We start from the raw sequence: 19708 nt of genomic DNA, 5'->3' as shown, positions 1-19708 counted from the left end.
CTTTGCCCATATTCCAAGAATGTTGAACGGTTCTTATGCAGACCTACAAGAAGATCATCGTTGCCGGCCTTGTTGCTGTTGCCATTGCACTGGCCTTTTACCCCCAGTCCCTGATGACAACGGAGCAGGCCCGGACGCTCGGGCTGGTTCTGGTCACGCTCAGCCTGTGGGCGACGGCACTTGTGCCCGCCTATCTTGCCAGTCTGATCTTCTTTGCCGTAGCGCTTCTGTTCAAACTGGCGCCGCCGGAGGTCGTTTTTTCGGGTTTTCACTCCTCGGCGATGTGGCTGATTTTCTCCGGGTTTCTGATCGCAGCCGGGGTCCGCACGGCAGGCCTCAGCGAAAGGATCGGCGAGAGCCTTCAGGCGCGGCTGTCGCACAGTTTCGCGCTGCTGATCTTCGGCATTTTCGGCATTGCCATTGCGCTGACCTTCGTCATGCCGTCCTCGCTCGGGCGTTTTTTCCTGCTGTCACCGATCGCGCTGGCGCTGGCAGACAAGCTCGGTTTCACCCAGGATACAAAGGGGCGGACAGCAGTGGCGCTGGCCACCACCTTTGCCTGCCATATTCCCGGTTTTGCGCTGTTGCCTTCAAACGTGCCGAACCTGGTGCTGGCGGGTGCAGCGCAGACGATCTACGGGCTGGATCTCACCTATGCCCAGTATATGGCCCTGCATTTTCCCATTCTGGGGATCGTGAAAAGCCTGATCACCATCGCGCTGATCCTGTATTTCTTCCGCGACACACCGCGCCCGGTGGAATCGGCGGAAAAAGACAAGCCCGCAAGGACATCGCTTGGCTGGCGGCAACGCTATGTGATTGCGGTGCTGGCACTGACACTCGCCTTCTGGATGACGGATACGTTTCACGGCATCAACCCGGCCTGGATCGGCCTTTGCGCCTCGATCGCGCTGCTGATGCCGGGTCTGGGGACCATCGGACCGGCCGAGTTCGACAAGAGCGTCAATTTCGGCGTTTTCCTGTTCATGGCCGGGTTCCTCGCCGTCGGCGCGGTCGTCAATGCCACCGGGCTTGGCATCGTGATCGCCCATGGCATGGAACATGTCCTGCCACTTGCGCCCGGTCAGGATTTCATCAACTTCCTGTCGCTGTCGCTGATGGCCTTCGTGGTCGGCATCATCTCCATTCTGCCGGGCGTGCCTGCCGTGTTGACGCCGATGGCCTCGGAGCTTTCGACGCTGACCGGGCTTTCGGTCATGACTGTGCTGATGACCCAGGTGATCGGGTTTTCAACGATCCTCTTCCCCTATCAGTCGGCGCCGCTGATGGTCGGCATGCAGGTGACGGAACAGCCGGTCAGGAACATGATGAAGATCCTGTTTCCGCTGACACTGATCACCGCCTTCATTCTGGTGCCGCTTGATTTCTTCTGGTGGAAACTGCTCAGTTTCATGTAATCAGTCCCGATCGAAAACCGAATGAAGGCTGCACGGACTGCCGCAATGACCCTGCGTATCGCACTTTATCAGCCGGATATTGCCGGCAATACCGGCACGATCCTGAGACTTGCGGCCTGCCTCGGGCTGGCCGTCGACATCATCGAACCGGCTGGCTTTGCTCTGTCCGACAAGAACCTCAAGCGCGCCGGCATGGATTATATCGCCAAGGCGGTGATGACCCGGCATGTCGACTGGGCCGCATTCGAGGCGTGGCGACGGGAGAGCGGCAAGCGCATCGTGCTCGCCTCCACAAAGGCCAGCCACCCCTATACCGAATTTGCCTTCGAAGGCGACGATATCCTGCTGTTCGGTCGCGAAAGCGCGGGTGTGCCGGACAGCGTTCATGACAGCGTCGACCACCGCGTGCGCATTCCCATGGTCGCGGACCAGCGCTCGATCAATCTCGCCGTTTCCGTTGGCATGATGGCGGGGGAAGCATTGCGGCAAACCGGCGGTTTTGACGGGCTGGCCTGAACAAACTCAGTCTGCCGAAGACAGTCTGCGCATGGTGAACTCGATCCGATCGCCGCTGAGCACCCGCCAGCTCTCGACCTCGGTCCAGTAGGCGGCCTTGGGATAACTCTCGAACCACTCCCGCGCCTTGGCACGGGCCTCCTCGCGCGTGAGACAATAGTGCTCACGCACGAAACCGCCATCGCTTTGCTGCTGACGGTGTTGCCTGATTCGCTTCTTCAGGCCGTCCATGGACGGCGGCTTTGGAAGGTTGGTCATCCCGCTATCCTTAACCTCATAAAGAAGATAAGGTTTTCGCATCATATTTGCGAGTCAAATCAAAAGCCCGGCCAAACGGGCACATGCATTTCAAGCGGAGCGCATTACATGGAACGGCCGAATCTACCTGTTGGTCTGCCGGATGATATCGAGACCAGAAAGAGCACGGCCCGTGCCTGGTTCGAAAGCCTGCGCGACACGATCTGCTCTGGTTTCGAAACCCTGGAAAAGGAACTGACCGGCCCCTTGAGCGATCTTGAGCCGGGCCGTTTCGAGCCGAAGGACTGGACCCGGGAGAACGGCGAAGGCGGCGGCCGGATGTCGGTGATGCACGGCCGCGTCTTCGAAAAGGTCGGCGTCCATACCTCCACCGTCGAGGGTGAATTCAGCGAGGACATGGCGAAAAACATGCCGGGCGCGGAAGAAAACGGACGCTACTGGGCAAGCGGCATCTCGCTGATTGCCCACCCCGTCAATCCGAACGTGCCGGCCGTGCACATGAACACGCGGATGATCGTGACCGGCAGCTGGTGGTTCGGCGGCGGCGCCGACCTCACCCCCGTGCTTGGCCGCCGTCGGCGGCAGGAAGACCCGGACACCATCCTGTTTCACCGCGCCATGGAGATTGCCTGCAACCGGCACCAGAATGTGGTCGACTACCAGAAAATGAAGAAATGGTGCGACGACTATTTCTATCTGCCGCACCGCAAGGAACCGCGCGGCGTTGGCGGCATTTTCTTCGACTGGCAGCATTCGCCGGAGGAAAAGGGCGGTATCGACGCCGATTTTGCGTTTGTGCAGGATGTCGGCCGCGCTTTCAATCTCATCTACCCGCGGCTGGTGCGCTCCAACTTCAATCATGAATGGTCATCGGCCGATCGCGACGAGCAGCTGATCCGCCGCGGACGTTATGTCGAGTTCAATCTTCTCTATGACCGCGGCACCATTTTCGGGCTGAAAACCGGCGGCAATATCGAGGCGATCCTGTCCTCGCTGCCGCCTGTCACAAGATGGCCTTAATCTAAATCGTTATAGTTAATTTTTCATCCCGGAATCGCCTTGTTCACCTTGCAAGTAGGGTGTTTAATATCCAAGTCACTTAGGAGGCCTGGTGTGCAACTTGTCCGAGAGGAGCAGGACAATGGCAGATGAAGTCAGAAATAAAGAACGCAAGGCATCACCGGAAAATTACAAGCCCAGACCCGAAAAGGTAGCGGGCACCGATGACAGCAAATACGCCGCCGAAATGGCATACCGGCATGGCCGGCCGTGCGAATCGTCTGCGGTGTTCGAGACCTGGGCCCAACACTGAGGCCCGATGCCGCGAACGGATCAGCGCTCTGATCCATTGAAAGGGCGCTGATCGCAGCTTTGTGGCACGCACTTGCCGCCGCAGGAACGACGGCAACCACGGAAAAATGTCTCCCGACGCCGGTTTCTGGCGAACAATTGATCTCCACCGGCGTTTCATCCGAAGACGGAAAACAAAGGAGGAAACCATGAAACGTTTTGATTGCGGAACGCTTGTGCCCGGTTGCACCTGGCACACAAGCGCAGAAGACGAAGCTGAAGTTATCCGCCGCTCCGTTGAGCATCTGCGCACCAGCCATGGCGAAGGTATTATTCGCGAAAACATGGTCGAAAACATCAAGGAACGGATCAAGGACGAAGAAAAGGCCTGAGGCCTCACGGCTACTGAAAGGCTCGTCCCGCATTCTTTCGTCATACCGGCCTTGAGCCGGTATCCAGGGCCGTTTGCTGTGCGCTTCCAGAAAGAGTCTTTGCGCGCAAGAACTTGGTCCTTGCTGCATTCCGGCTCAAGGCCGGAATGACGGTGGGCGACGCTGTGATCGCTTGCAGGGTTTGCCAACAAACTCGGCCTGAGGCCTTATGTCCTGTCCGATTTCAGCGTATCCAGCCGGGCGGCCAGTGCTGCCCGGTCAAGCTTGAAATCGCTTTCCATCCACTGCCTTTCCAGGCTCGCCAGGATTTTTCCGACTTCCGGGCCTGCCGGCACACCGGCCTTGACGATATCCCCGCCCGAAATCGGCAATTGCGGCTTTTCCCAATGCGCGGCTTCTTCTGCGAGACGGGATAGCCCCGCAGCTTTTGCCATCGCATCGTGATCGCCGTCTGCGGCCTTTGCCCGTGCCGAGGCAAGCGCCAGCCTAAGCTGTATCAGCATCCCCGGTTGCCCGTGATCATAGAGCAGTTTCCGCAAGCGTGCGCTGGACGTTTCGGGTTCCACGGAAGGCGCAGAAGCAAAGGCCAGCATCCGGTCGCGTTCGGCATTCGAAAACTTCAGCCGTTCCGCCATGTCCTTCAGCCGCACATCATAGGGCGGCACCATGGCGGCAAGCCGCAGCAGCGGATCGGGCGCCCAGCCGAAATGGCGTTCGGCATCGATCAGCCCCGGAACCGCATCGATCCCCCATTTTTCCGTTTCCGGCAGAACCACGGTCAAAACACCGGTCTGGCGCATCCACAGCAGCGCGCGCGATGGATCGGTCGCGGCAAGCAGCTTCTTCATTTCCGCCCAGACCCGTTCGGCTGACAGCGTCTTCAGGCCGTCGCGCTGGCGCACGCTCGCCCTCAGCCCCTCCGCATCGGGCCTGCCGCCGCCATACCAGGCAAAGAACCGGAAGAACCGCAATATCCGAAGGAAGTCCTCGGCGATCCGGGTTTCCGCCTCGCCGATGAAACGCACCGTGCCGGTTTCGATATCGGCAAGACCACCGACCAGATCGATCACCGTGCCGTCACGGTCTGCGTAAAGCGCGTTGATCGTCAGGTCGCGCCGCTCGGCATCCTCGGCCCAGTCCGTGCCGAACCGCACCGTCGCATGACGACCGAAGGTTTCAACATCGGCGCGCAGCGTGGTGACCTCGAAAGACTTGCCCTCGCACACCACCGTTACCGTGCCGTGTTCGATCCCGGTCGGCACCGGCTTCATCCCGGCGTCTTTCGCCCGCGCGATGACCTCATCCGGCACGAGCGTGGTCGCCACATCGATATCGCCGACCGGCATACCCATCAGCGCATTGCGCACGGCCCCGCCGACGACGCGGGTTTCACCGCCATCGCCGTTCAGCACGTCGAGAAGTTTCTGCAGCCGGCTTTCCCTGAACCATGGAGCGTCACTGACCGTTTTCACGCATAAAGCCTTTCATATATTGTTCTGACGATGCTGGCGGTGATGCCCCAGATCCGGTATTCGCCGTAATTGATTTCGTAATAATGCCGGGTCTGGCCACCAAGAACACCGCTTCCGTGCCCGTGGTTGGCCGGGTTCATGATGAAGCCCAGCGGCACCTCGAAAATACGGTCCACCTCGTCGGGGTTCGCCTTCAGCGAAAATCCCGGCCGCACGACAGAAAGAACCGGCGTGATCCTGAAACCGGTGCCCGCAAGATAGACCGGCAGCCGAGCGACAGGCTGCACGAAGCGGCGGTCGAGACCGATCTCTTCCTCGCATTCACGCAGGGCCGCATCTTCCGGCGACCGGTCCCCCGGGTCAATCGAACCACCGGGAAAGGCAATCTGGCCGGAATGCTTGCGAAGCTTGGTCGTGCGCTGGGTGAAGATCACCCGCGCCTCGTCCCCATAATCGACCACCGGGATCAAGACCGCGGCTGCGCGCATATCGAGGTCCTCGATATAGGCAAACAAGTCCGGATTGAGCTTGTGATCGCCATGATCCCGCCAGGCCTGTTCCACCGGCCGCCCGCGCTGACTGAGCGCACGCTGCCGAAAGCTCGCGGCGGCATAGGGCGTGCGGGCAGCGTTCACAGGTTCTTCTCCAGCATCGCCATCTCCATGACCGGAAACAGCAATCCGCCGGAGCGTATCGCAAACATTGCCGTGCCGTCGATTTCGGCTTCCTCGCCGAGCGCGACCAGATCATAGGTCAGCGCCCGCGAAAACAGCGCTTCAAGGCGTCCCCGGATCAGCACATAGGGTTTGAGTTCGGCGTTTTCCCCTGAAATTTCAAACCGTAACGGGTGGTTCTCGCCGATTTCCACCACATCGCCCAGATTGGTGCGCACCGAAAGAACCTGCTGCGCGCCCTTTCCCGCAGCCTCCATGGCCACGGCGACAAAGGGGGCATCCTCGACACGGATACGGATTTTTTCGACAGGGGTTACCAGATAGGTCTCGCCGTCTTCATCTTTGCGCAGCACCGTTGAAAACAGATGCACAAGAGCAGCGCGGCCGATCGGCGTGCCGTTATAGAACCAGGTGCCGTCGCGGCGGATCTCCATATCGAGTTCGCCGCAGAAGGCCGGGTTCCATTTTTCAACGGGTGCGGGCGCGCGCTTGCCCCCGTCCTCAAGCTGGCGCGCAATCGCCGACGCCAGCCCCTGAGCGTCATTTATCAGTGATGTCGTCCGGTCCGTCATCTTTCCGTCCCAGTTTCGGGTGGAATATTGTCTGCTCTCGAAATAGTCATTCCAAACCGGCTTGTCAGCCGCCGACAGGTGATTATCCTTTTTGAAAGACAAAACCAGCGATATGCTGGCAAAACCCGAACAGGCTCAAGGCCGTGGAGACGTGTGTATGGATGCGACTGACACGAATGCTGCTCAGGAGATCGTGGCAGAGGCAGAAAAGGCGCTTGAAGACATTCAGAAAGTGAAGGAAGAGGTCTCCAAGGTCATCTACGGACAGGAAAATGTTGTGGAAAGCGTGCTGCTGGCGGTTCTCTCCGGCGGCCACGCATTGCTGGTCGGCGTGCCGGGTCTTGCCAAGACCAAGCTGGTCACCACGCTCGGCACGGTGCTCGGCCTTGCCGGCAACCGCATCCAGTTTACTCCTGACCTGATGCCGTCGGACATTCTGGGTTCCGAAGTGCTTGAGGAAAGCGAGACCGGACGCCGGTCCTTCCGCTTCATCAAGGGACCGGTCTTCGCGCAATTGCTGATGGCCGACGAGATCAACCGCGCATCGCCGCGAACGCAGTCGGCGCTGCTGCAGTCGATGCAGGAATATTCGGTCACCATCGCCGGTGAGCATTACGACCTGCCGCGGCCGTTTCACGTGCTCGCCACGCAGAACCCGCTGGAGCAGGAAGGCACCTATCCTCTGCCCGAAGCCCAGCTCGACCGTTTTCTGCTGCAGGTCAATGTCGGTTATCCCGACGCCGCATCCGAACGCCGTATCCTGCTGGAAACCACCGGCGCTGCCGAAGAAACGGCAAGCCCGGTGGTCACGTCGGAACGGTTGATGGAGATACAATCGCTGATCCGCAAGATGCCGGTGAGCGAGAGCGTGCTGGAGGCAATCCTGGCGCTTGTGCGCGCGGCGCGCCCGGGCGAAGGCTTCGAGGAGACCGACCGCAATGTTGCCTGGGGCCCCGGCCCGCGCGCCGGACAGGCGCTGATGCTGACGGCGCGCGCCCGTGCGCTTTATCAGGGCCGGCTGGCGCCTTCCGTCGACGATGTGCGCGCCCTTGCCGCACCGGTTCTCCAGCATCGCATGGCGCTGACATTCGCCGCCCGCGCCGAAGGCATTACCGTCACCGACGTCATCGCCACCATCGCTGCGCGCGACCTCAACTGACAGGCAGCCGCCATTGGCTTCGATTGGACAAACGACACCGCCAACCGCCCGCAATTCGGCCCTCATCGAAGGCAAGAGACGTGCGGCCCTGCTGCCGGACTGCCTGATCGAGGCGCGCCGCATTGCCAATACGGTGATTGCCGGCTGGCATGGCCGCCGCCGCCGGGGACCGGGCGAAAATTTCTGGCAGTTCCGCCCCTACGCCGCCGGGGAATCCCTGATGAAGGTCGACTGGCGGCGCTCGGCGCGCGACGACCACGCCTATGTGCGCGACATGGAGTGGGAGGCAGCCCACACCGTCTGGCTTTTTGCCGACCTGACGCCGTCGATGAATTTCCGCTCGGAACTCGCCCCGGTCTCCAAGGAGCACCGCGCGCTGGTTTTGCTGCTTGCCATTGCCGAAACGCTGCTGCGCTCGGGCGAACGCGTCGGCTATCCGGGCCTGATGGAGCCGGTGGCAAACCGCAACGGCGCGGAAAAGCTTGCCCATCTGCTGGCCGCCGCCCCCGACATACCTTCGGTTCTGCCGGACACGCAGATGGTGCGCGGCCCGTCGGAAATGATCATCATCGGCGATTTTCTCGACACCCCGGACGCCCTGTTTTCCCGGATTGCACCGCTTTCCGAGCGCGGGCTGAAAGCCCATCTGGCGGAGATCGCCGACCCGGCGGAAGAAAGCTTCCCCTATAGCGGCCGCACCGCCTTTGCCGATCCGGAAACGGGACAGGAACTGACGCTTGGCCGTGCCGAAAGCCTGAAAAACGCTTATCTGGAGCAATATCTGGCCCGGCGCGACATGATTGCCGACACCGCCAGACGTTCCGGCTGGACCTTCTTCACCCACCATACCGACCGGCCCGCATCGGAAGCGCTGACGGCGATGCATATGCGGCTTTCCGGCATCAGTGGAGGGCCGCGCTGATGGGTGGTTTCGAATTCCTGAGCCCGTTCGTGCTGGCCGCCCTCGTGGTTCTGCCGGCGATCTGGTGGCTGCTGAAACTGACGCCGCCGCGCCCGCGCCGGGAGGTGTTCCCGCCGCTTGCCATCCTGCTGCGGCTGGCAAAGCGCGACGAAACGCCGGCCAGAAGCCCCTGGTGGCTGACATTGCTGCGCATGGCGCTTGCCACGCTCGTCATCCTCGCCATCGCCAATCCGGTGATCAATCCGGACCGGACGGAGATTGCCTCGGGCGGTCCGCTGGCCCTCTTGGTCGACAATGGCTGGGCGAGCGCGGAAGACTGGGCAGCCATCACCGATGCCGCCGATGCGCTGATCGAGGCGGCGGGCCGCGCCGATCAACCCGTGGTTCTGGCGTTTACGGCGGAAACGGCCGGCGATCCGCGCCCGGTTTCGGCAACCGAGGCCCGGCAGAGGCTCGCGGCAGCCGGACCACAGCCCGCCCGCCCTAACCGCCTGCCGGCTGCAACCGCACTTGTCGACGCGCTCGACGGCACCGCCCCCGGCACCATCGCCTTTCTGGCAGACGGGCTTGGCGAACCGGACGATACCGCCGCCCTTGAAATGCTGAACGGCGCGGGTGCCGGTGATGTGCTGGTGATGACCGCCGATCACACGGCCCCCGCCGCCATCACCGCGGTGGACAACGGCGCAACCGCAAGCCGGATTACGGCCGTGCGCGCAGAAGCGGGACCGGCAGAACAACTGACGATCAATGCCTATGACCTTCAGGGCCGCGTGATTGCGGCAAGTCCGCTTGTTTTCGAAACCGGCGCGACAACGGCCACCACGGAAATCCGTGCCCCCTTCGAAGTTCGCAACGACTTTGCCCGCGTCGCCATTGACGGCGCGGCCAATGCCGGCGCGGTGCACCTGCTTGACGACGGCTTCCAGCGCCGCCGCGTGGCGCTTGTTTCGGGAAGCCCGGCAAATGAAGCCCAGCCGCTCCTGTCGGCTGCCTATTATCTACGCCAGGCGCTGGCGCCCTATGCCGACCTGATTTCAAGCGACGCAGCCACACTGCCCGAACAGCTCGATGCATTGGTCGAACAGAAACCGTCAGTCATTATCCTGAGCGATGTCGGAACGCTGAGCGAGGAAACCCACGCCCTGCTCGAACAATGGGTGGGGGGCGGCGGCACGCTGATCCGTTTTGCCGGGCCGCGCCTGGCATCCTCGGAAGGCGACGATACGCTTCTGCCGGTGCGCCTGCGCTCCGGCGCGCGCGCCTTTGGCGGAGCCATGAGCTGGAACGAGCCGCAAAACCTCGCGCCCTTCCCGGCCGAAAGCCCGTTCTACGGCCTGCCCGTGCCGGACGACATCACCGTGTCGCGGCAGGTGCTGGCCGAGCCCGCGCCGACTTTGGCGGACCACACATGGGCAAGCCTTGCCGACGGCACGCCGCTGGTGACCGAAAACACACTTGGCGACGGGCGGCTGGTGCTGTTCCATACCTCTGCCGATCCCAACTGGTCGAACCTGCCGATCTCCGGCTATTTCGTGGAAATGCTGCGCCGGATCGTCAATCTTTCACAGGCTAGTGTGGCCGCCGATGGCAATGGCGGCTCCGCGCAACTGCTGCCCCCCTATCGCCTTCTGGTCGCCAACGGAACGCTTTCGGCCAATGTCAGCGGCGCCAATCCGCTTGCCGGTGACGGTGGTCCGCAAATCGCGACAGCGGAAAACCCGCCCGGGCTTTACGGTTCGTCCGACGGCTTTACCGCCGTCAACCTCTTCGGCCCGCAGGATACGCTATCGCCTCTGAATACCGCCGCGCTTGGCGAAGGCAGCCGTTTCCAGCCTATCGGCGATGCCCACGCTTTCAGCCTCAAACCCTGGCTGCTGGCGGCGGCCATGATCCTGCTGATCGCCGACGGCGTGATCATGCTGGCAATGAACGGCGCATTCTCCAGCCTGAAGACGCGCCGTGCTGCCCTGCCGCTGATCCTCGCAGCAAGTCTTGCCGCGGCCCTGCCCTTCGCACCCGGTCTTGCCGGCAAGGCCCATGCGCAGATGAGCGACACGGAAATCGCCGACCTGCTTTATGAGACCCATCTTGCCTATGTCGTCACCGGCGAGGAAGAGGTCGACCGCATCTCGGAACGCGGGTTGAAGGGCCTGTCCGACTACATTTCCTACCGCACGGCACTGGAGCCGGGCGATCCCGTCGGCATCGATCCCGCAGACGATGAGTTGGCGTTCTTCCCGCTGATCTACTGGCCGATCTCGGCCTCCGCGCCCATGCCCTCGCAGGAGGCGATTGCCGGGATCGAGGCCTATATGCGCAATGGCGGCACGGTGTTGTTCGATACCCGTGACCAGTATTCGCCGCTTGGCCAGAGTGCCGTTAGCGCCAATACGGCACGGCTGAGGGCGATCCTCGACAATATCGACGTGCCGCCGCTTGAGCCGGTGCCCGAAGGCCATGTGCTGACGCGGGCCTTTTACCTGCTCTCCGATTTTCCCGGCCGCTATGACGGTTCGCCTCTGTGGGTCGAGGCGCGTTCCGGCGCCACATCCGATATGGTGACCAGCGGCGGCGACGGCGTTTCGCCGATCATCATCACCGGCAATGATTTCGCCGGCGCTTGGGCCACCAATCCCGACATGACGCCGATGTTGCCGACCGTGCCGGAAAACCCGCGCCAGCGCCAGTTCGCCTACCGCAGCGGCGTCAATATCGTGATGTATATGCTGACCGGCAACTACAAGGCCGATCAGGTGCATGTTCCCGCTCTCCTGGAAAGGCTGGGACAATAATGAACCTGACCTTCGCCCCCCTTCTGCCGCTGACTGCGATCTATGCCGCCCTTGCCGCCGTCATCGCCTTGATGGTGCTTGGCTACCTCACCCGCATGCGCGCCACGACGCTACGCGCGGCCGCCGGCTTTCTGCTGGTCGCGGCGATTGCCAACCCGACGATCAGTCGCGAGGAACGCTCGCCGCTGACGACCATCGTGCCGATCGTGGTTGACCGCAGCCAGAGCCAGTTGACGCAGGACCGCACCGGCCAGACCGAAGCGGCGCTCGAAACACTTGAGGCCCGGCTTGCCGAAGACCCGATGCTGGAGCCGCGTATCGTCGATGTCACAACTGCAGACGAGAACGGCCGGGCCGAAACGCTGGCCTTTCGTGCCCTTGCAGATGCCGTGCGCGACGTGCCGCCAAGCCGGATGGGTGCTGCCTTCTTCATCACCGATGGCCAGATCCATGACATTCCCGACAATGCAGCCGCGTTGCCGGCCGATATTCCGGTCAATGCCCTGGTGACAGGCACCGCGCAGGAATATGACCGGCGTATCGAAATCAACGAAGCGCCGCGCTTCGGCCTTGTCGGCGAAAGCCTGCCGGTGGAATTCACCGTGGTCGATGACGGCCCGGTCGATGAGGCGGAAGGCGGCGCTGGTCCGGCCATGGTCACCGCGCGCCTGAATGGCGCCGTGGTGGCCGAAATGCAGGTCACGCCGAATGTTTCAACGCGCTATGTCTTCGATATCGAAAACGGCGGCGAGAACATTCTGGAGCTTTCCGTCGATCCCGTTGCCGGCGAACTGACGGGGGTCAACAACCGCGCGGTGCAGATCGTCGAGGGTATTCGCGAGAACCTGCGCGTGCTGTTGGTTTCCGGCTCGCCCCATTCAGGTGAGCGGACATGGCGCAACCTGCTGAAATCCGATCCGTCCGTCGATCTTGTGCATTTCACGATCCTGCGCCCGCCGGAAAAGCAGGACGGCACGCCGATCAACGAATTGTCGCTGATCGCCTTTCCGACACGCGAGCTGTTCATCGACAAGATCGATGATTTCGACCTGATCATCTTCGACCGCTACCAGAATCGCGGTGTTCTGCCGCTGCTCTATTACGATAACATCGCCCAGTATGTGCTGAATGGCGGCGCCCTGCTGGTGGCAGCCGGGCCGGAAATCGCAGGCCCGGAATCAATCGCCACAACACCGCTGTCCGCCGTATTGCCGGCCATTCCGACGGGCGATCTTTCCGAGGGCGGGTTTTATCCCGAAATCTCCTCCACCGGTGAAATGCATCCCGTTACCCGTGACCTGCCGGGCGGAGCCGAAGACCCGCCGGCCTGGGGCCGCTGGTTCCGCTCCATTCCCGTCGGCAATGCGCGCGGTGAAACGGTATTGACGGCAGACGGCGCGCCGCTTCTGGTGCTTTCGCGCGAGGGACAGGGCCGGATTGCCGAATTCCTCTCCGATCAGGGCTGGCTGTGGGCGCGCGGTTTTGAGGGCGGCGGCCCCTATGTGCCGCTTTACCGGCGGATTGCCCACTGGCTGATGCAGGAGCCGGCGCTGGAGGAAGAGGCGCTGACGGCGACGAGCGATGGCGAGACGCTGGAGATCACCCGCCAGACCATGGGCGATGCCCCGCGCGAAGCCACCGTCAGCACGCCGTCCGGTCAGGCGCTGACCGTAACGCTTGAAGAACAGGAACCGGGGCTTTTCCGGGGCACGGCGCCGGTCAGTGAAATGGGGCTGTTTTCCATCCAGAACGGCGATCTGCAGCGTCTGATCAATATCGGCGATCCCGATGCGCCGGAATTCAAGGCAATGATCTCGACCACCGAAAGCCTGGCGCCGCTTGCCGGTGAAAGTTTCGGTCTGGTGCAGCGGATTGCCGACGGCATGCCGCCTGTCCGGGTGACATCCGGCCCGCTCAGGCCCGGCAATGACAGCTTCATGCCGATTGTCGCCACCTCGGATACGAGGCTTGAAAGCATTCGCTCGCTGCCGCTGTTCAACGGCCTTCTGGGGCTGGCAGCCCTTCTGGCGCTGATCTCTGCGACATGGTGGCGTGAAGGGAAAAGCGGGGCCTCGGGGGATTAACCCTGTGTGCTCCGGTGTTGGAAAAACCGGCTTCCAATGGTTCGCCGGCGCTCTATGCCCTGAAGCGCATCATCCCGACGAGCTTTGCCTCCACGCCGTCGACCAGCGGATCGGCGAGGATGCGCCGCGGGTCGACCGGTCCCGGCAGAAGCAGGGTCGGCGGTACGATGGGCTTGAAGCCGAGCGGCCCGTAATAGGGCGCATCGCCGATCAGGATCACCACTTCGGAACCGGCCCTTGCAGCCGCTTCAACGGAAATGCGCACCAGTTTACGCCCGATCCCCCGGTTCTTGTGCGAGGGACGGACGGCAAGCGGACCCAGCATGTGGCCTGCGGCCTCTCCCGCCCAGACCGGTGTCAGCCGCACCGAGGCGATCACCACACCATCGTCCAGACAGACAAAGGACAGGGCCGGGTCATGAGGCCCCTGCTCGCGGATACGGCTTGCCGTGCGTGCGAAACGTCCGGGCCCGAAAGCCTCGGCATTGATCTCTTCAATGATTTCGTCTTGGGAGACCTCTTCGGGGAGGTAGCACAGTTCACTTGTCATGATTTTGGAACCTGTCTGGAATACGCAAATGGAAGCCGCCGGAAAAAATCTCCGGTTTCAAATCTTCAATCAGCGTCGTCGCAGGTTCAGCATGACAGGTTCCAGTTTTCGAGCAGATCGCCACTAGCAGGAAAACTGCGCCTCGTCCACCCAAACGGGCAGAAAAGCGCAATTTCCGATGACCCGCAACAGACTGTCAAACGTTTCGACACTGGCAAAGCCGGCGCTGAACCGTATGTATGGGTGAAGAGAGGAACGAAAGGAGCATCCAATGGGTATGCTGGTTGACGGCGTCTGGAAAGACGTCTGGTACGACACCGATAAATCCAAGGGCCATTTCAAGCGCGAAAGCTCGCAGTTCAGAAACTGGATCACTGCCGATGGCAGCGCCGGCCCACAGGGCGACGGCGGTTTCGAGGCCGAAAAGGGTCGCTATCACCTCTATGTCGCGCTCGCCTGCCCCTGGGCGCACCGCACCCTGATCTTCCGCAAGCTGAAGGGTCTGGAGGACTTCATCGACGTTTCGATCGTCGATCCGCTGATGCTGGAAAACGGCTGGGAATTCAAGAACCGCGACGGCGGCACCGACGACCCGATAAATGGCGCCGACTATCTCTGGCAGGTCTATACCAAGGCCGATCCGAACTATACCGGCCGCGTCACCGTTCCGGTCGTCTGGGACAAGAAGCGCGAGACGATCGTTTCAAACGAATCGGCCGAAATCATCCGGATGTTCAACAGTGCGTTCGACCACCTGACCGGCAACAGCCTCGATTTCTACCCCGAAAACCTGCGCAACGAAATCGATGAGATCAACGCCATTGTTTACGATACGGTCAATAACGGCGTCTACAAATCCGGCTTTGCCACCACGCAGGAGGCGTATTCGGAGCATGTTGAGAAACTGTTCGAAACGCTCGACATGCTGGAAAAACGCCTTGGCGAAAACCGCTACCTTGTCGGCGATACGCTGACGGAAGCCGACTGGCGGCTGTTTACCACGCTGGTGCGCTTCGATCCGGTCTATGTCGGCCACTTCAAGTGCAATCTGAAGCGGATTGCCGACTATCCTAATCTTTACGGCTATCTGCGCGAGCTCTACCAGATGCCGGGGATCGCCGGGACGGTCAATTTCGACCACATCAAGCGCCATTATTACAGCTCCCACACGATGATCAATCCAACGGGTATCGTCCCCAAGGGGCCGATCATGGACCTTGATGCCCCGCACGGGCGCGACAAGCGTTAAGCATGGCCAGGGCCCCGCTTGCGGCGCGGGCCCCGGCCGTCTATGAGTTTTTCATGTTCACACTTGCTCATATTTCAGACATTCATCTCGGACCGCTACCGCAGCTGTCGCCGCGCGAGCTGGTCTCCAAGCGGATTACCGGCTTCCTGAACTGGCACCGCAATCGCCGCAAGCATCTGGGCAAGAATACGCTGGAAAACCTGCTTCTGGCGATTGCCGACGAGGCGCCGGATCATCTGGCGATCACCGGAGATCTGGTCAACCTTGCGACAACCAAGGAAATCGACAACGCGGCCGAATGGCTGAAGAGCGTCGGCCCGGCAAAAGACGTATCGCTGGTGCCCGGCAACCATGATGCCTATGTCGGCGGCGCCTATGCAAAAGTTTCAAAGGCCTGGCACGACTACATGCAGGGCGATGACGCCCGCCCCTTGAGCGAGACGTCCGATTCGCTCACCTTCCCCTATATGCGCAAACGCGGACCTGTGGCGCTGATTGGCTGCTCATCCGCAATTGCATCACCGCCCTTCATGGCGATCGGCACATTCGGCAAGAAGCAGGCACGGGCCACGGCCGAGCTGTTGCGACAGGCCGGCGAGGACGGACTGTTCCGGATCGTGATGATCCACCATCCGCCGGTGCGCGACGCAGCCGCCCGTCACAAGCGGCTGCTCGGCATAAGACGGTTCCGCGGCGCCATATCGACGGGTGGATGCGAGCTGGTGCTGCACGGCCACACCCATCTCAACACCGTGGATTTCATCGAAACGCCGCATGGCAAGACGCCGGTTATCGGCATCGCCGCAGCGGGTCAGGGAACAGGCGGCAAGAAACCGCCGTCGGCCTTCAATCTGATCTCGGTCGAAGGCAAGCCGGGCAAGTGGGAAATGCACTGCCAGCGCCACGCGCTCAATGTCGACACTGGCATGATCGAGCCGGAAAGCGAGTTCCGCTATTCCTATGCCGGAACGTGATCGGCATAGGCGTCTATCAGCCCGTTAATGCTGAGCGATAGCGCTGTCCCGATCTTCATACATTCACCGCCCTGGAAGCCGTCCCACCCCAGACCGTTCTTCACGGCCTCGGGACAGATGCGGAAATACATCGACTGGCCCATGATACTGAAAGTCAGGATTTTGGTCTGTTCGGCATCCGGATCGCGCCCCGAGGCCCGTGCCAGCAATTGCCGCATATGACGATGAAGCGGGCCGGTGATCTGCGAATAGAGCAGATCGAAAGCCTCGCTGCGCTGCGTGATATAGCGCATCAGAAATGCGGAAATATCCTCAGCCTCGCTTCTGTTTGTAATCGGCATCACGAGAAGGCGCGCAATCCCCACCAATTCCATGCGCGCGGCCTCCGGTGTTACATCATCGTCCATCGGCTGAAGAACGTCGGCTCCAAGTGTCTCCTCGATTGCCTGTACGGCATGATGCGCACAGGCGATAAGCAATCCCGGCTTACCACCAAAGTGATAAGCGATACTGCCAATATTGGCGTTGGAATAATCAGCAATCTTGCGTGTCGAAACAGCGTTGTAGCCGTATTCGGCAAAAAGCCGCAAGGCAGCCGTTATGATAGCATGGCGTGTAGCTGCCGCTCCCTGCAGGTTCTCGGTCATGACTTCTGGTTTTGCTCTCGGTTGAGCGATGTTACGCCCGGGTTTTCGTTGTTGTCGTTATCCTCTTTAATGTCATTGTTCACTCGATTGATCCATATCGCAAGTAAAGATACCATAACAGCCACATTTTTGCCGTATTTTTTCCACAGCACCCCTTGATTAAGAGCAGTTAAGTCTGGCCTTGATTAGATCGCGCTTACGTTGGTTCGACAAAATGAACGCAACCCCTTGTTTCCGGTATCGACAAGGGGCAATATTTCGGTCGAAATTTTACGTGCTCACCTCCCAATGCTGCGCCCGGCCGACGCATTCTCTACCTTTAAGGAAACGATGGACATCGCCGTCAGAACGAACAAATCCGGCAATATGCGCGACCAAAAGGGCAGACGGCGCTTAATGCCGGTACTGGTGTGCGGGGCACTGCTTGGCATCGGTGTGGCCGTGGGCGTGGTTTTGTCGCGTGGCTCGTCCGATGTGCCGCAAACCGTCGATCTGTCTCTGGAACAGTCGACCGACTGGATCGATGATGTCTGTGCCAGCTTCCGCATTTTCGGCAGGAAATATCAGCCGATCACCGATATCGGACCGGACGACACGGCCGCCGTTGCCGATCTCGTGCAAAGAACGACCGGCCTCGATATCGAGGTTCCGACCTTCGACGAAGGCGCACGCATATTCGAAGGCGCCCGCATCGTCGCCATCGAACGCACGCCGGGCGTCGAGCTTTTCTACCGCAACAGCGCCGGAGACCTGCTTTCGGTGTTCATCCTTGCGCGCGCGGCCTCGCTCGACAATCAGATCACGGACGTTCAGGAAACCATCCGCGATAATCTCACCGTTGCCTGGTGGCAGGATGAGAACGCGCTGATCGCCGTCATCGGCCCCTCCTCCGACACGGACATGCCGGCGCTGGCCCGATCGGCCTATCTCAAGCTTTGAAAGTCAAAGAGCAAATAAAAAGGCGGCGCCGAAACTGTCCGACGCCGCCATATCGCGAACTCAGGCCTGCTTGGCGACAATCTGGTTGACCGCCGACACGATGGCCTCCAGCGAAGCCGCCACGATGTTGGTGTTGACGCCGGCGCCGAACATCCGGCCACCGTCATACTTCACCTCGACATAGGCAATCGCCTTTGCATCCGAACCGTGATTGAGCGAATGCTCGGAATAATCTTCTACCGAGAGATTGATCCCGAGATAGGCTGACAGGGCATTGATGAAACCGTCGACGGGGCCGTTGCCCTCCGCATCGATCCGCTTCTTTTCACCGCCATCGGTAATTTCGGCCGTCACGACGCGCACGCCTTTGGCCGCGCCCTGCGGATAGGTGTGGTGATCGACGAACTTGATCCGGCCTTCGGGCTGATCGACATAATGCTCCATGAACACATCATAGATGCGCTTGGAGGGCAGTTCGCGCCCTTCCTCGTCGGTGATCTTCTGGATCAGCTCGCGGAAGGCCACCTGCAGACCGCGCGGCATGTTGATGCCGTAGTCGCTCTGCATGATATAGGCGATGCCGCCCTTGCCCGACTGGGAATTGATGCGGATGATCGCCTCGTAATTGCGGCCCACATCCTGCGGGTCGATCGGCAGGTACGGCACTTCCCACACCGGTTTGTTGGCGACCCGGATCGCTTTCATGCCCTTGTTGATCGCGTCCTGATGCGAGCCGGAAAAGGCCGTATAGACCAGTTCGCCGACATAAGGGTGACGCTCCGGGATCGTCATCTGGTTGGAATATTCGTAGACTTCCTTGATCTGTTCGATCTCGGAGCAGTCCAGCTCTGGATCGACGCCTTGCGTGAACATGTTGAGCGCCAGGGTGACGATATCGACATTGCCGGTGCGCTCGCCATTGCCGAACAGCGTTCCCTCGACGCGGTCGGCGCCGGCGAGCAGCCCCATTTCGGCCGATGCGATGCCCGTGCCCCGGTCATTGTGCGGATGGACCGAGATGATCAGGTTTTCGCGATTGTCGAGATTGCGGCACATCCACTCGATCTGGTCGGCATAGATGTTCGGCGTCGACATTTCGACGGTCGATGGCAGGTTGATGATCAGCTTGTTGTCAGGCGTCGGCTTGACCTCGGCGATCACCGCATTGCAGACATCCAGCGCCACATCCAGCTCCGTGCCGGTGAAGCTTTCCGGCGAATATTCGAAGCGATAGCCGCCGCCGGCCTTTGCCGCCATGTCGGTAATCATCTTCGCCGCATCGACGGCGATTTGGCGAATGCCGTCCACGTCCTTGGCAAAGACGACGCGACGCTGCAATTCACTGGTGGAATTGTAGAAATGCACGATCGGCCGGTGAGCGCCTTCCAGCGCCTCGAAAGTGCGGGTAATCAGTTCGGGACGGCACTGCACCAGAACCTGCAACGAAACGTCATCGCCAACCTGATCGTTTTCGACACACCAGCGGGCAAAGTCGAAATCGGTCTGCGAGGCAGACGGGAAACCGATTTCGATTTCCTTGAAGCCCATTTCGAGCAGCAGCTGGAACATCCGCGCCTTGCGGTCGTGCCCCATCGGATCGACCAGCGCCTGATTGCCGTCGCGCAGGTCGACAGAACACCAGATCGGCGCTTTCTCGATACGGCGCGAGGGCCAGGTGCGATCGCTCAGATCAATCTGCGGGTAAGGCTGGTATTTGCTGACAGCCGACGGCATGCCCTTGGCTTTGGTGGAATGACTCGCGTCCATTTTGTCCTCATATCCGGCCCGCCATCTGCC

At 60.9% G+C, this 19708-nt stretch carries 19 protein-coding genes; 12 read left to right on the top strand and 7 right to left on the bottom strand.

The window, feature by feature from the left end; genetic code table 11:
* Positions 1-35 precede the first annotated feature (35 nt).
* Complete coding sequence (locus ACHZCU_RS14200) at positions 36-1418, top strand: SLC13 family permease (protein ID WP_319519292.1); 1383 nt, start codon at positions 36-38, stop codon at positions 1416-1418.
* Between the two features lie 45 nt (positions 1419-1463).
* On the top strand, positions 1464-1934 hold the full coding sequence (locus tag ACHZCU_RS14195; protein ID WP_319519291.1) for a tRNA (cytidine(34)-2'-O)-methyltransferase: 471 nt from the start codon (positions 1464-1466) through the stop codon (positions 1932-1934).
* Between the two features lie 6 nt (positions 1935-1940).
* Here ACHZCU_RS14195 and ACHZCU_RS14190 read toward each other — a convergent pair whose 3' ends face one another.
* Positions 1941-2192, bottom strand: a complete 252-nt coding sequence (locus tag ACHZCU_RS14190; protein WP_106311292.1) for a hypothetical protein — start codon at positions 2190-2192, stop codon at positions 1941-1943.
* 108 nt (positions 2193-2300) lie between these two features.
* Here ACHZCU_RS14190 and hemF point away from each other — a divergent pair, with 108 nt between their 5' ends.
* The 3 genes from hemF (at position 2301) to ACHZCU_RS14175 (ending at position 3874) form a co-directional block, all read left to right on the top strand.
* Complete coding sequence (gene hemF / locus ACHZCU_RS14185; protein ID WP_319519290.1) at positions 2301-3212, top strand: oxygen-dependent coproporphyrinogen oxidase; 912 nt, start codon at positions 2301-2303, stop codon at positions 3210-3212.
* 121 nt (positions 3213-3333) lie between these two features.
* Positions 3334-3504: a hypothetical protein gene (locus ACHZCU_RS14180; protein ID WP_181190857.1), complete on the top strand. Its 171-nt coding sequence runs from the start codon at positions 3334-3336 to the stop codon at positions 3502-3504.
* 187 nt (positions 3505-3691) lie between these two features.
* A complete protein-coding gene (locus tag ACHZCU_RS14175; protein ID WP_106311429.1) occupies positions 3692-3874 on the top strand; it encodes a DUF1059 domain-containing protein in 183 nt (60 codons plus the stop codon).
* Positions 3875-4080: 206 nt separating this feature from the next.
* On the opposite strand, the gene ACHZCU_RS14170 is transcribed toward ACHZCU_RS14175, so the two are convergent.
* Genes ACHZCU_RS14170 through ACHZCU_RS14160 form a run of 3 tightly spaced genes read right to left on the bottom strand, consistent with a single transcriptional unit; the run spans position 4081 to position 6592 of the window.
* Entirely contained in the window at positions 4081-5346 is a 1266-nt protein-coding gene (locus ACHZCU_RS14170; protein ID WP_319519289.1) for a CCA tRNA nucleotidyltransferase, read from the bottom strand.
* Entirely contained in the window at positions 5343-5981 is a 639-nt protein-coding gene (locus tag ACHZCU_RS14165) for a CoA pyrophosphatase (protein ID WP_319519288.1), read from the bottom strand. The genes ACHZCU_RS14170 and ACHZCU_RS14165 overlap by 4 nt, the downstream gene beginning before the upstream one ends.
* On the bottom strand, positions 5978-6592 hold the full coding sequence (locus ACHZCU_RS14160) for a DUF1285 domain-containing protein (protein WP_319519287.1): 615 nt from the start codon (positions 6590-6592) through the stop codon (positions 5978-5980). The genes ACHZCU_RS14165 and ACHZCU_RS14160 overlap by 4 nt, the downstream gene beginning before the upstream one ends.
* A 157-nt stretch (positions 6593-6749) precedes the next feature.
* On the opposite strand from ACHZCU_RS14160, the gene ACHZCU_RS14155 reads away from it, so the two are divergent.
* Genes ACHZCU_RS14155 through ACHZCU_RS14140 form a run of 4 tightly spaced genes read left to right on the top strand, consistent with a single transcriptional unit; the run spans position 6750 to position 13552 of the window.
* Positions 6750-7751 (top strand): MoxR family ATPase, encoded by a 1002-nt coding sequence (locus tag ACHZCU_RS14155; protein ID WP_106311277.1) that lies wholly within the window; start codon positions 6750-6752, stop codon positions 7749-7751.
* Positions 7752-7764: 13 nt separating this feature from the next.
* On the top strand, positions 7765-8673 hold the full coding sequence (locus tag ACHZCU_RS14150; RefSeq protein WP_319519286.1) for a DUF58 domain-containing protein: 909 nt from the start codon (positions 7765-7767) through the stop codon (positions 8671-8673).
* On the top strand, positions 8673-11468 hold the full coding sequence (locus tag ACHZCU_RS14145; RefSeq protein ID WP_319519285.1) for a DUF4159 domain-containing protein: 2796 nt from the start codon (positions 8673-8675) through the stop codon (positions 11466-11468). Before ACHZCU_RS14150 ends, ACHZCU_RS14145 begins: the two co-directional genes overlap by 1 nt.
* Positions 11468-13552 carry a hypothetical protein gene (locus ACHZCU_RS14140; RefSeq protein ID WP_319519284.1) on the top strand — a complete coding sequence of 695 codons (2085 nt, stop codon included), beginning with the start codon at positions 11468-11470 and terminating at the stop codon, positions 13550-13552. Before ACHZCU_RS14145 ends, ACHZCU_RS14140 begins: the two co-directional genes overlap by 1 nt.
* Before the next feature lie 52 nt (positions 13553-13604).
* On the opposite strand, the gene ACHZCU_RS14135 is transcribed toward ACHZCU_RS14140, so the two are convergent.
* Positions 13605-14102: an N-acetyltransferase gene (locus tag ACHZCU_RS14135; protein WP_319519283.1), complete on the bottom strand. Its 498-nt coding sequence runs from the start codon at positions 14100-14102 to the stop codon at positions 13605-13607.
* Positions 14103-14373: 271 nt separating this feature from the next.
* Here ACHZCU_RS14135 and ACHZCU_RS14130 point away from each other — a divergent pair, with 271 nt between their 5' ends.
* Both ACHZCU_RS14130 and ACHZCU_RS14125 read left to right on the top strand, forming a co-directional pair.
* Complete coding sequence (locus ACHZCU_RS14130) at positions 14374-15351, top strand: glutathione S-transferase family protein (RefSeq protein WP_319519282.1); 978 nt, start codon at positions 14374-14376, stop codon at positions 15349-15351.
* Between the two features lie 53 nt (positions 15352-15404).
* Positions 15405-16325 (top strand): metallophosphoesterase, encoded by a 921-nt coding sequence (locus tag ACHZCU_RS14125; protein WP_106311426.1) that lies wholly within the window; start codon positions 15405-15407, stop codon positions 16323-16325.
* Here the strand turns inward: ACHZCU_RS14125 and ACHZCU_RS14120 are convergent.
* Positions 16310-16972, bottom strand: coding sequence for a CerR family C-terminal domain-containing protein (locus ACHZCU_RS14120; protein WP_106311259.1), 663 nt, complete (start codon positions 16970-16972; stop codon positions 16310-16312). The two genes, ACHZCU_RS14125 and ACHZCU_RS14120, sit on opposite strands and share 16 nt — an antisense overlap.
* 396 nt (positions 16973-17368) lie before the next feature.
* Between ACHZCU_RS14120 and ACHZCU_RS14115 the strand changes: the two genes are divergently transcribed.
* Positions 17369-17911 carry a hypothetical protein gene (locus tag ACHZCU_RS14115; RefSeq protein ID WP_319519281.1) on the top strand — a complete coding sequence of 181 codons (543 nt, stop codon included), beginning with the start codon at positions 17369-17371 and terminating at the stop codon, positions 17909-17911.
* Positions 17912-17971: 60 nt separating this feature from the next.
* On the opposite strand, the gene leuA is transcribed toward ACHZCU_RS14115, so the two are convergent.
* Positions 17972-19678 (bottom strand): 2-isopropylmalate synthase, encoded by a 1707-nt coding sequence (gene leuA, locus ACHZCU_RS14110; RefSeq protein WP_319519280.1) that lies wholly within the window; start codon positions 19676-19678, stop codon positions 17972-17974.
* Between the last annotated feature and the right edge of the window lie 30 nt (positions 19679-19708).

Source organism: uncultured Martelella sp., assembly GCF_963677965.2.
GTDB lineage: Bacteria > Pseudomonadota > Alphaproteobacteria > Rhizobiales > Rhizobiaceae > Martelella > Martelella mangrovi.
This window is presented reverse-complemented; position numbering and strand designations above follow the sequence as displayed.

Bases quoted from the DNA above. Each gene is read 5' to 3' on its own strand.
- ACHZCU_RS14115 (WP_319519281.1), top strand. From the start codon at position 17,369: ATGCCGGTACTGGTGTGCGGGGCACTGCTTGGCATCGGTGTGGCCGTG.
- ACHZCU_RS14175 (WP_106311429.1), top strand. From the start codon at position 3,692: ATGAAACGTTTTGATTGCGGAACGCTTGTGCCCGGTTGCACCTGGCAC.
- ACHZCU_RS14190 (WP_106311292.1), bottom strand. From the start codon at position 2,192: ATGACCAACCTTCCAAAGCCGCCGTCCATGGACGGCCTGAAGAAGCGA.
- ACHZCU_RS14200 (WP_319519292.1), top strand. From the start codon at position 36: ATGCAGACCTACAAGAAGATCATCGTTGCCGGCCTTGTTGCTGTTGCC.
- ACHZCU_RS14130 (WP_319519282.1), top strand. From the start codon at position 14,374: ATGGGTATGCTGGTTGACGGCGTCTGGAAAGACGTCTGGTACGACACC.
- ACHZCU_RS14155 (WP_106311277.1), top strand. From the start codon at position 6,750: ATGGATGCGACTGACACGAATGCTGCTCAGGAGATCGTGGCAGAGGCA.
- hemF (WP_319519290.1), top strand. From the start codon at position 2,301: ATGGAACGGCCGAATCTACCTGTTGGTCTGCCGGATGATATCGAGACC.
- ACHZCU_RS14140 (WP_319519284.1), top strand. From the start codon at position 11,468: ATGAACCTGACCTTCGCCCCCCTTCTGCCGCTGACTGCGATCTATGCC.
- ACHZCU_RS14145 (WP_319519285.1), top strand. From the start codon at position 8,673: ATGGGTGGTTTCGAATTCCTGAGCCCGTTCGTGCTGGCCGCCCTCGTG.
- leuA (WP_319519280.1), bottom strand. From the start codon at position 19,678: ATGGACGCGAGTCATTCCACCAAAGCCAAGGGCATGCCGTCGGCTGTC.
- ACHZCU_RS14125 (WP_106311426.1), top strand. From the start codon at position 15,405: ATGTTCACACTTGCTCATATTTCAGACATTCATCTCGGACCGCTACCG.
- ACHZCU_RS14160 (WP_319519287.1), bottom strand. From the start codon at position 6,592: ATGACGGACCGGACGACATCACTGATAAATGACGCTCAGGGGCTGGCG.
- ACHZCU_RS14195 (WP_319519291.1), top strand. From the start codon at position 1,464: ATGACCCTGCGTATCGCACTTTATCAGCCGGATATTGCCGGCAATACC.
- ACHZCU_RS14180 (WP_181190857.1), top strand. From the start codon at position 3,334: ATGGCAGATGAAGTCAGAAATAAAGAACGCAAGGCATCACCGGAAAAT.
- ACHZCU_RS14120 (WP_106311259.1), bottom strand. From the start codon at position 16,972: ATGACCGAGAACCTGCAGGGAGCGGCAGCTACACGCCATGCTATCATA.
- ACHZCU_RS14135 (WP_319519283.1), bottom strand. From the start codon at position 14,102: ATGACAAGTGAACTGTGCTACCTCCCCGAAGAGGTCTCCCAAGACGAA.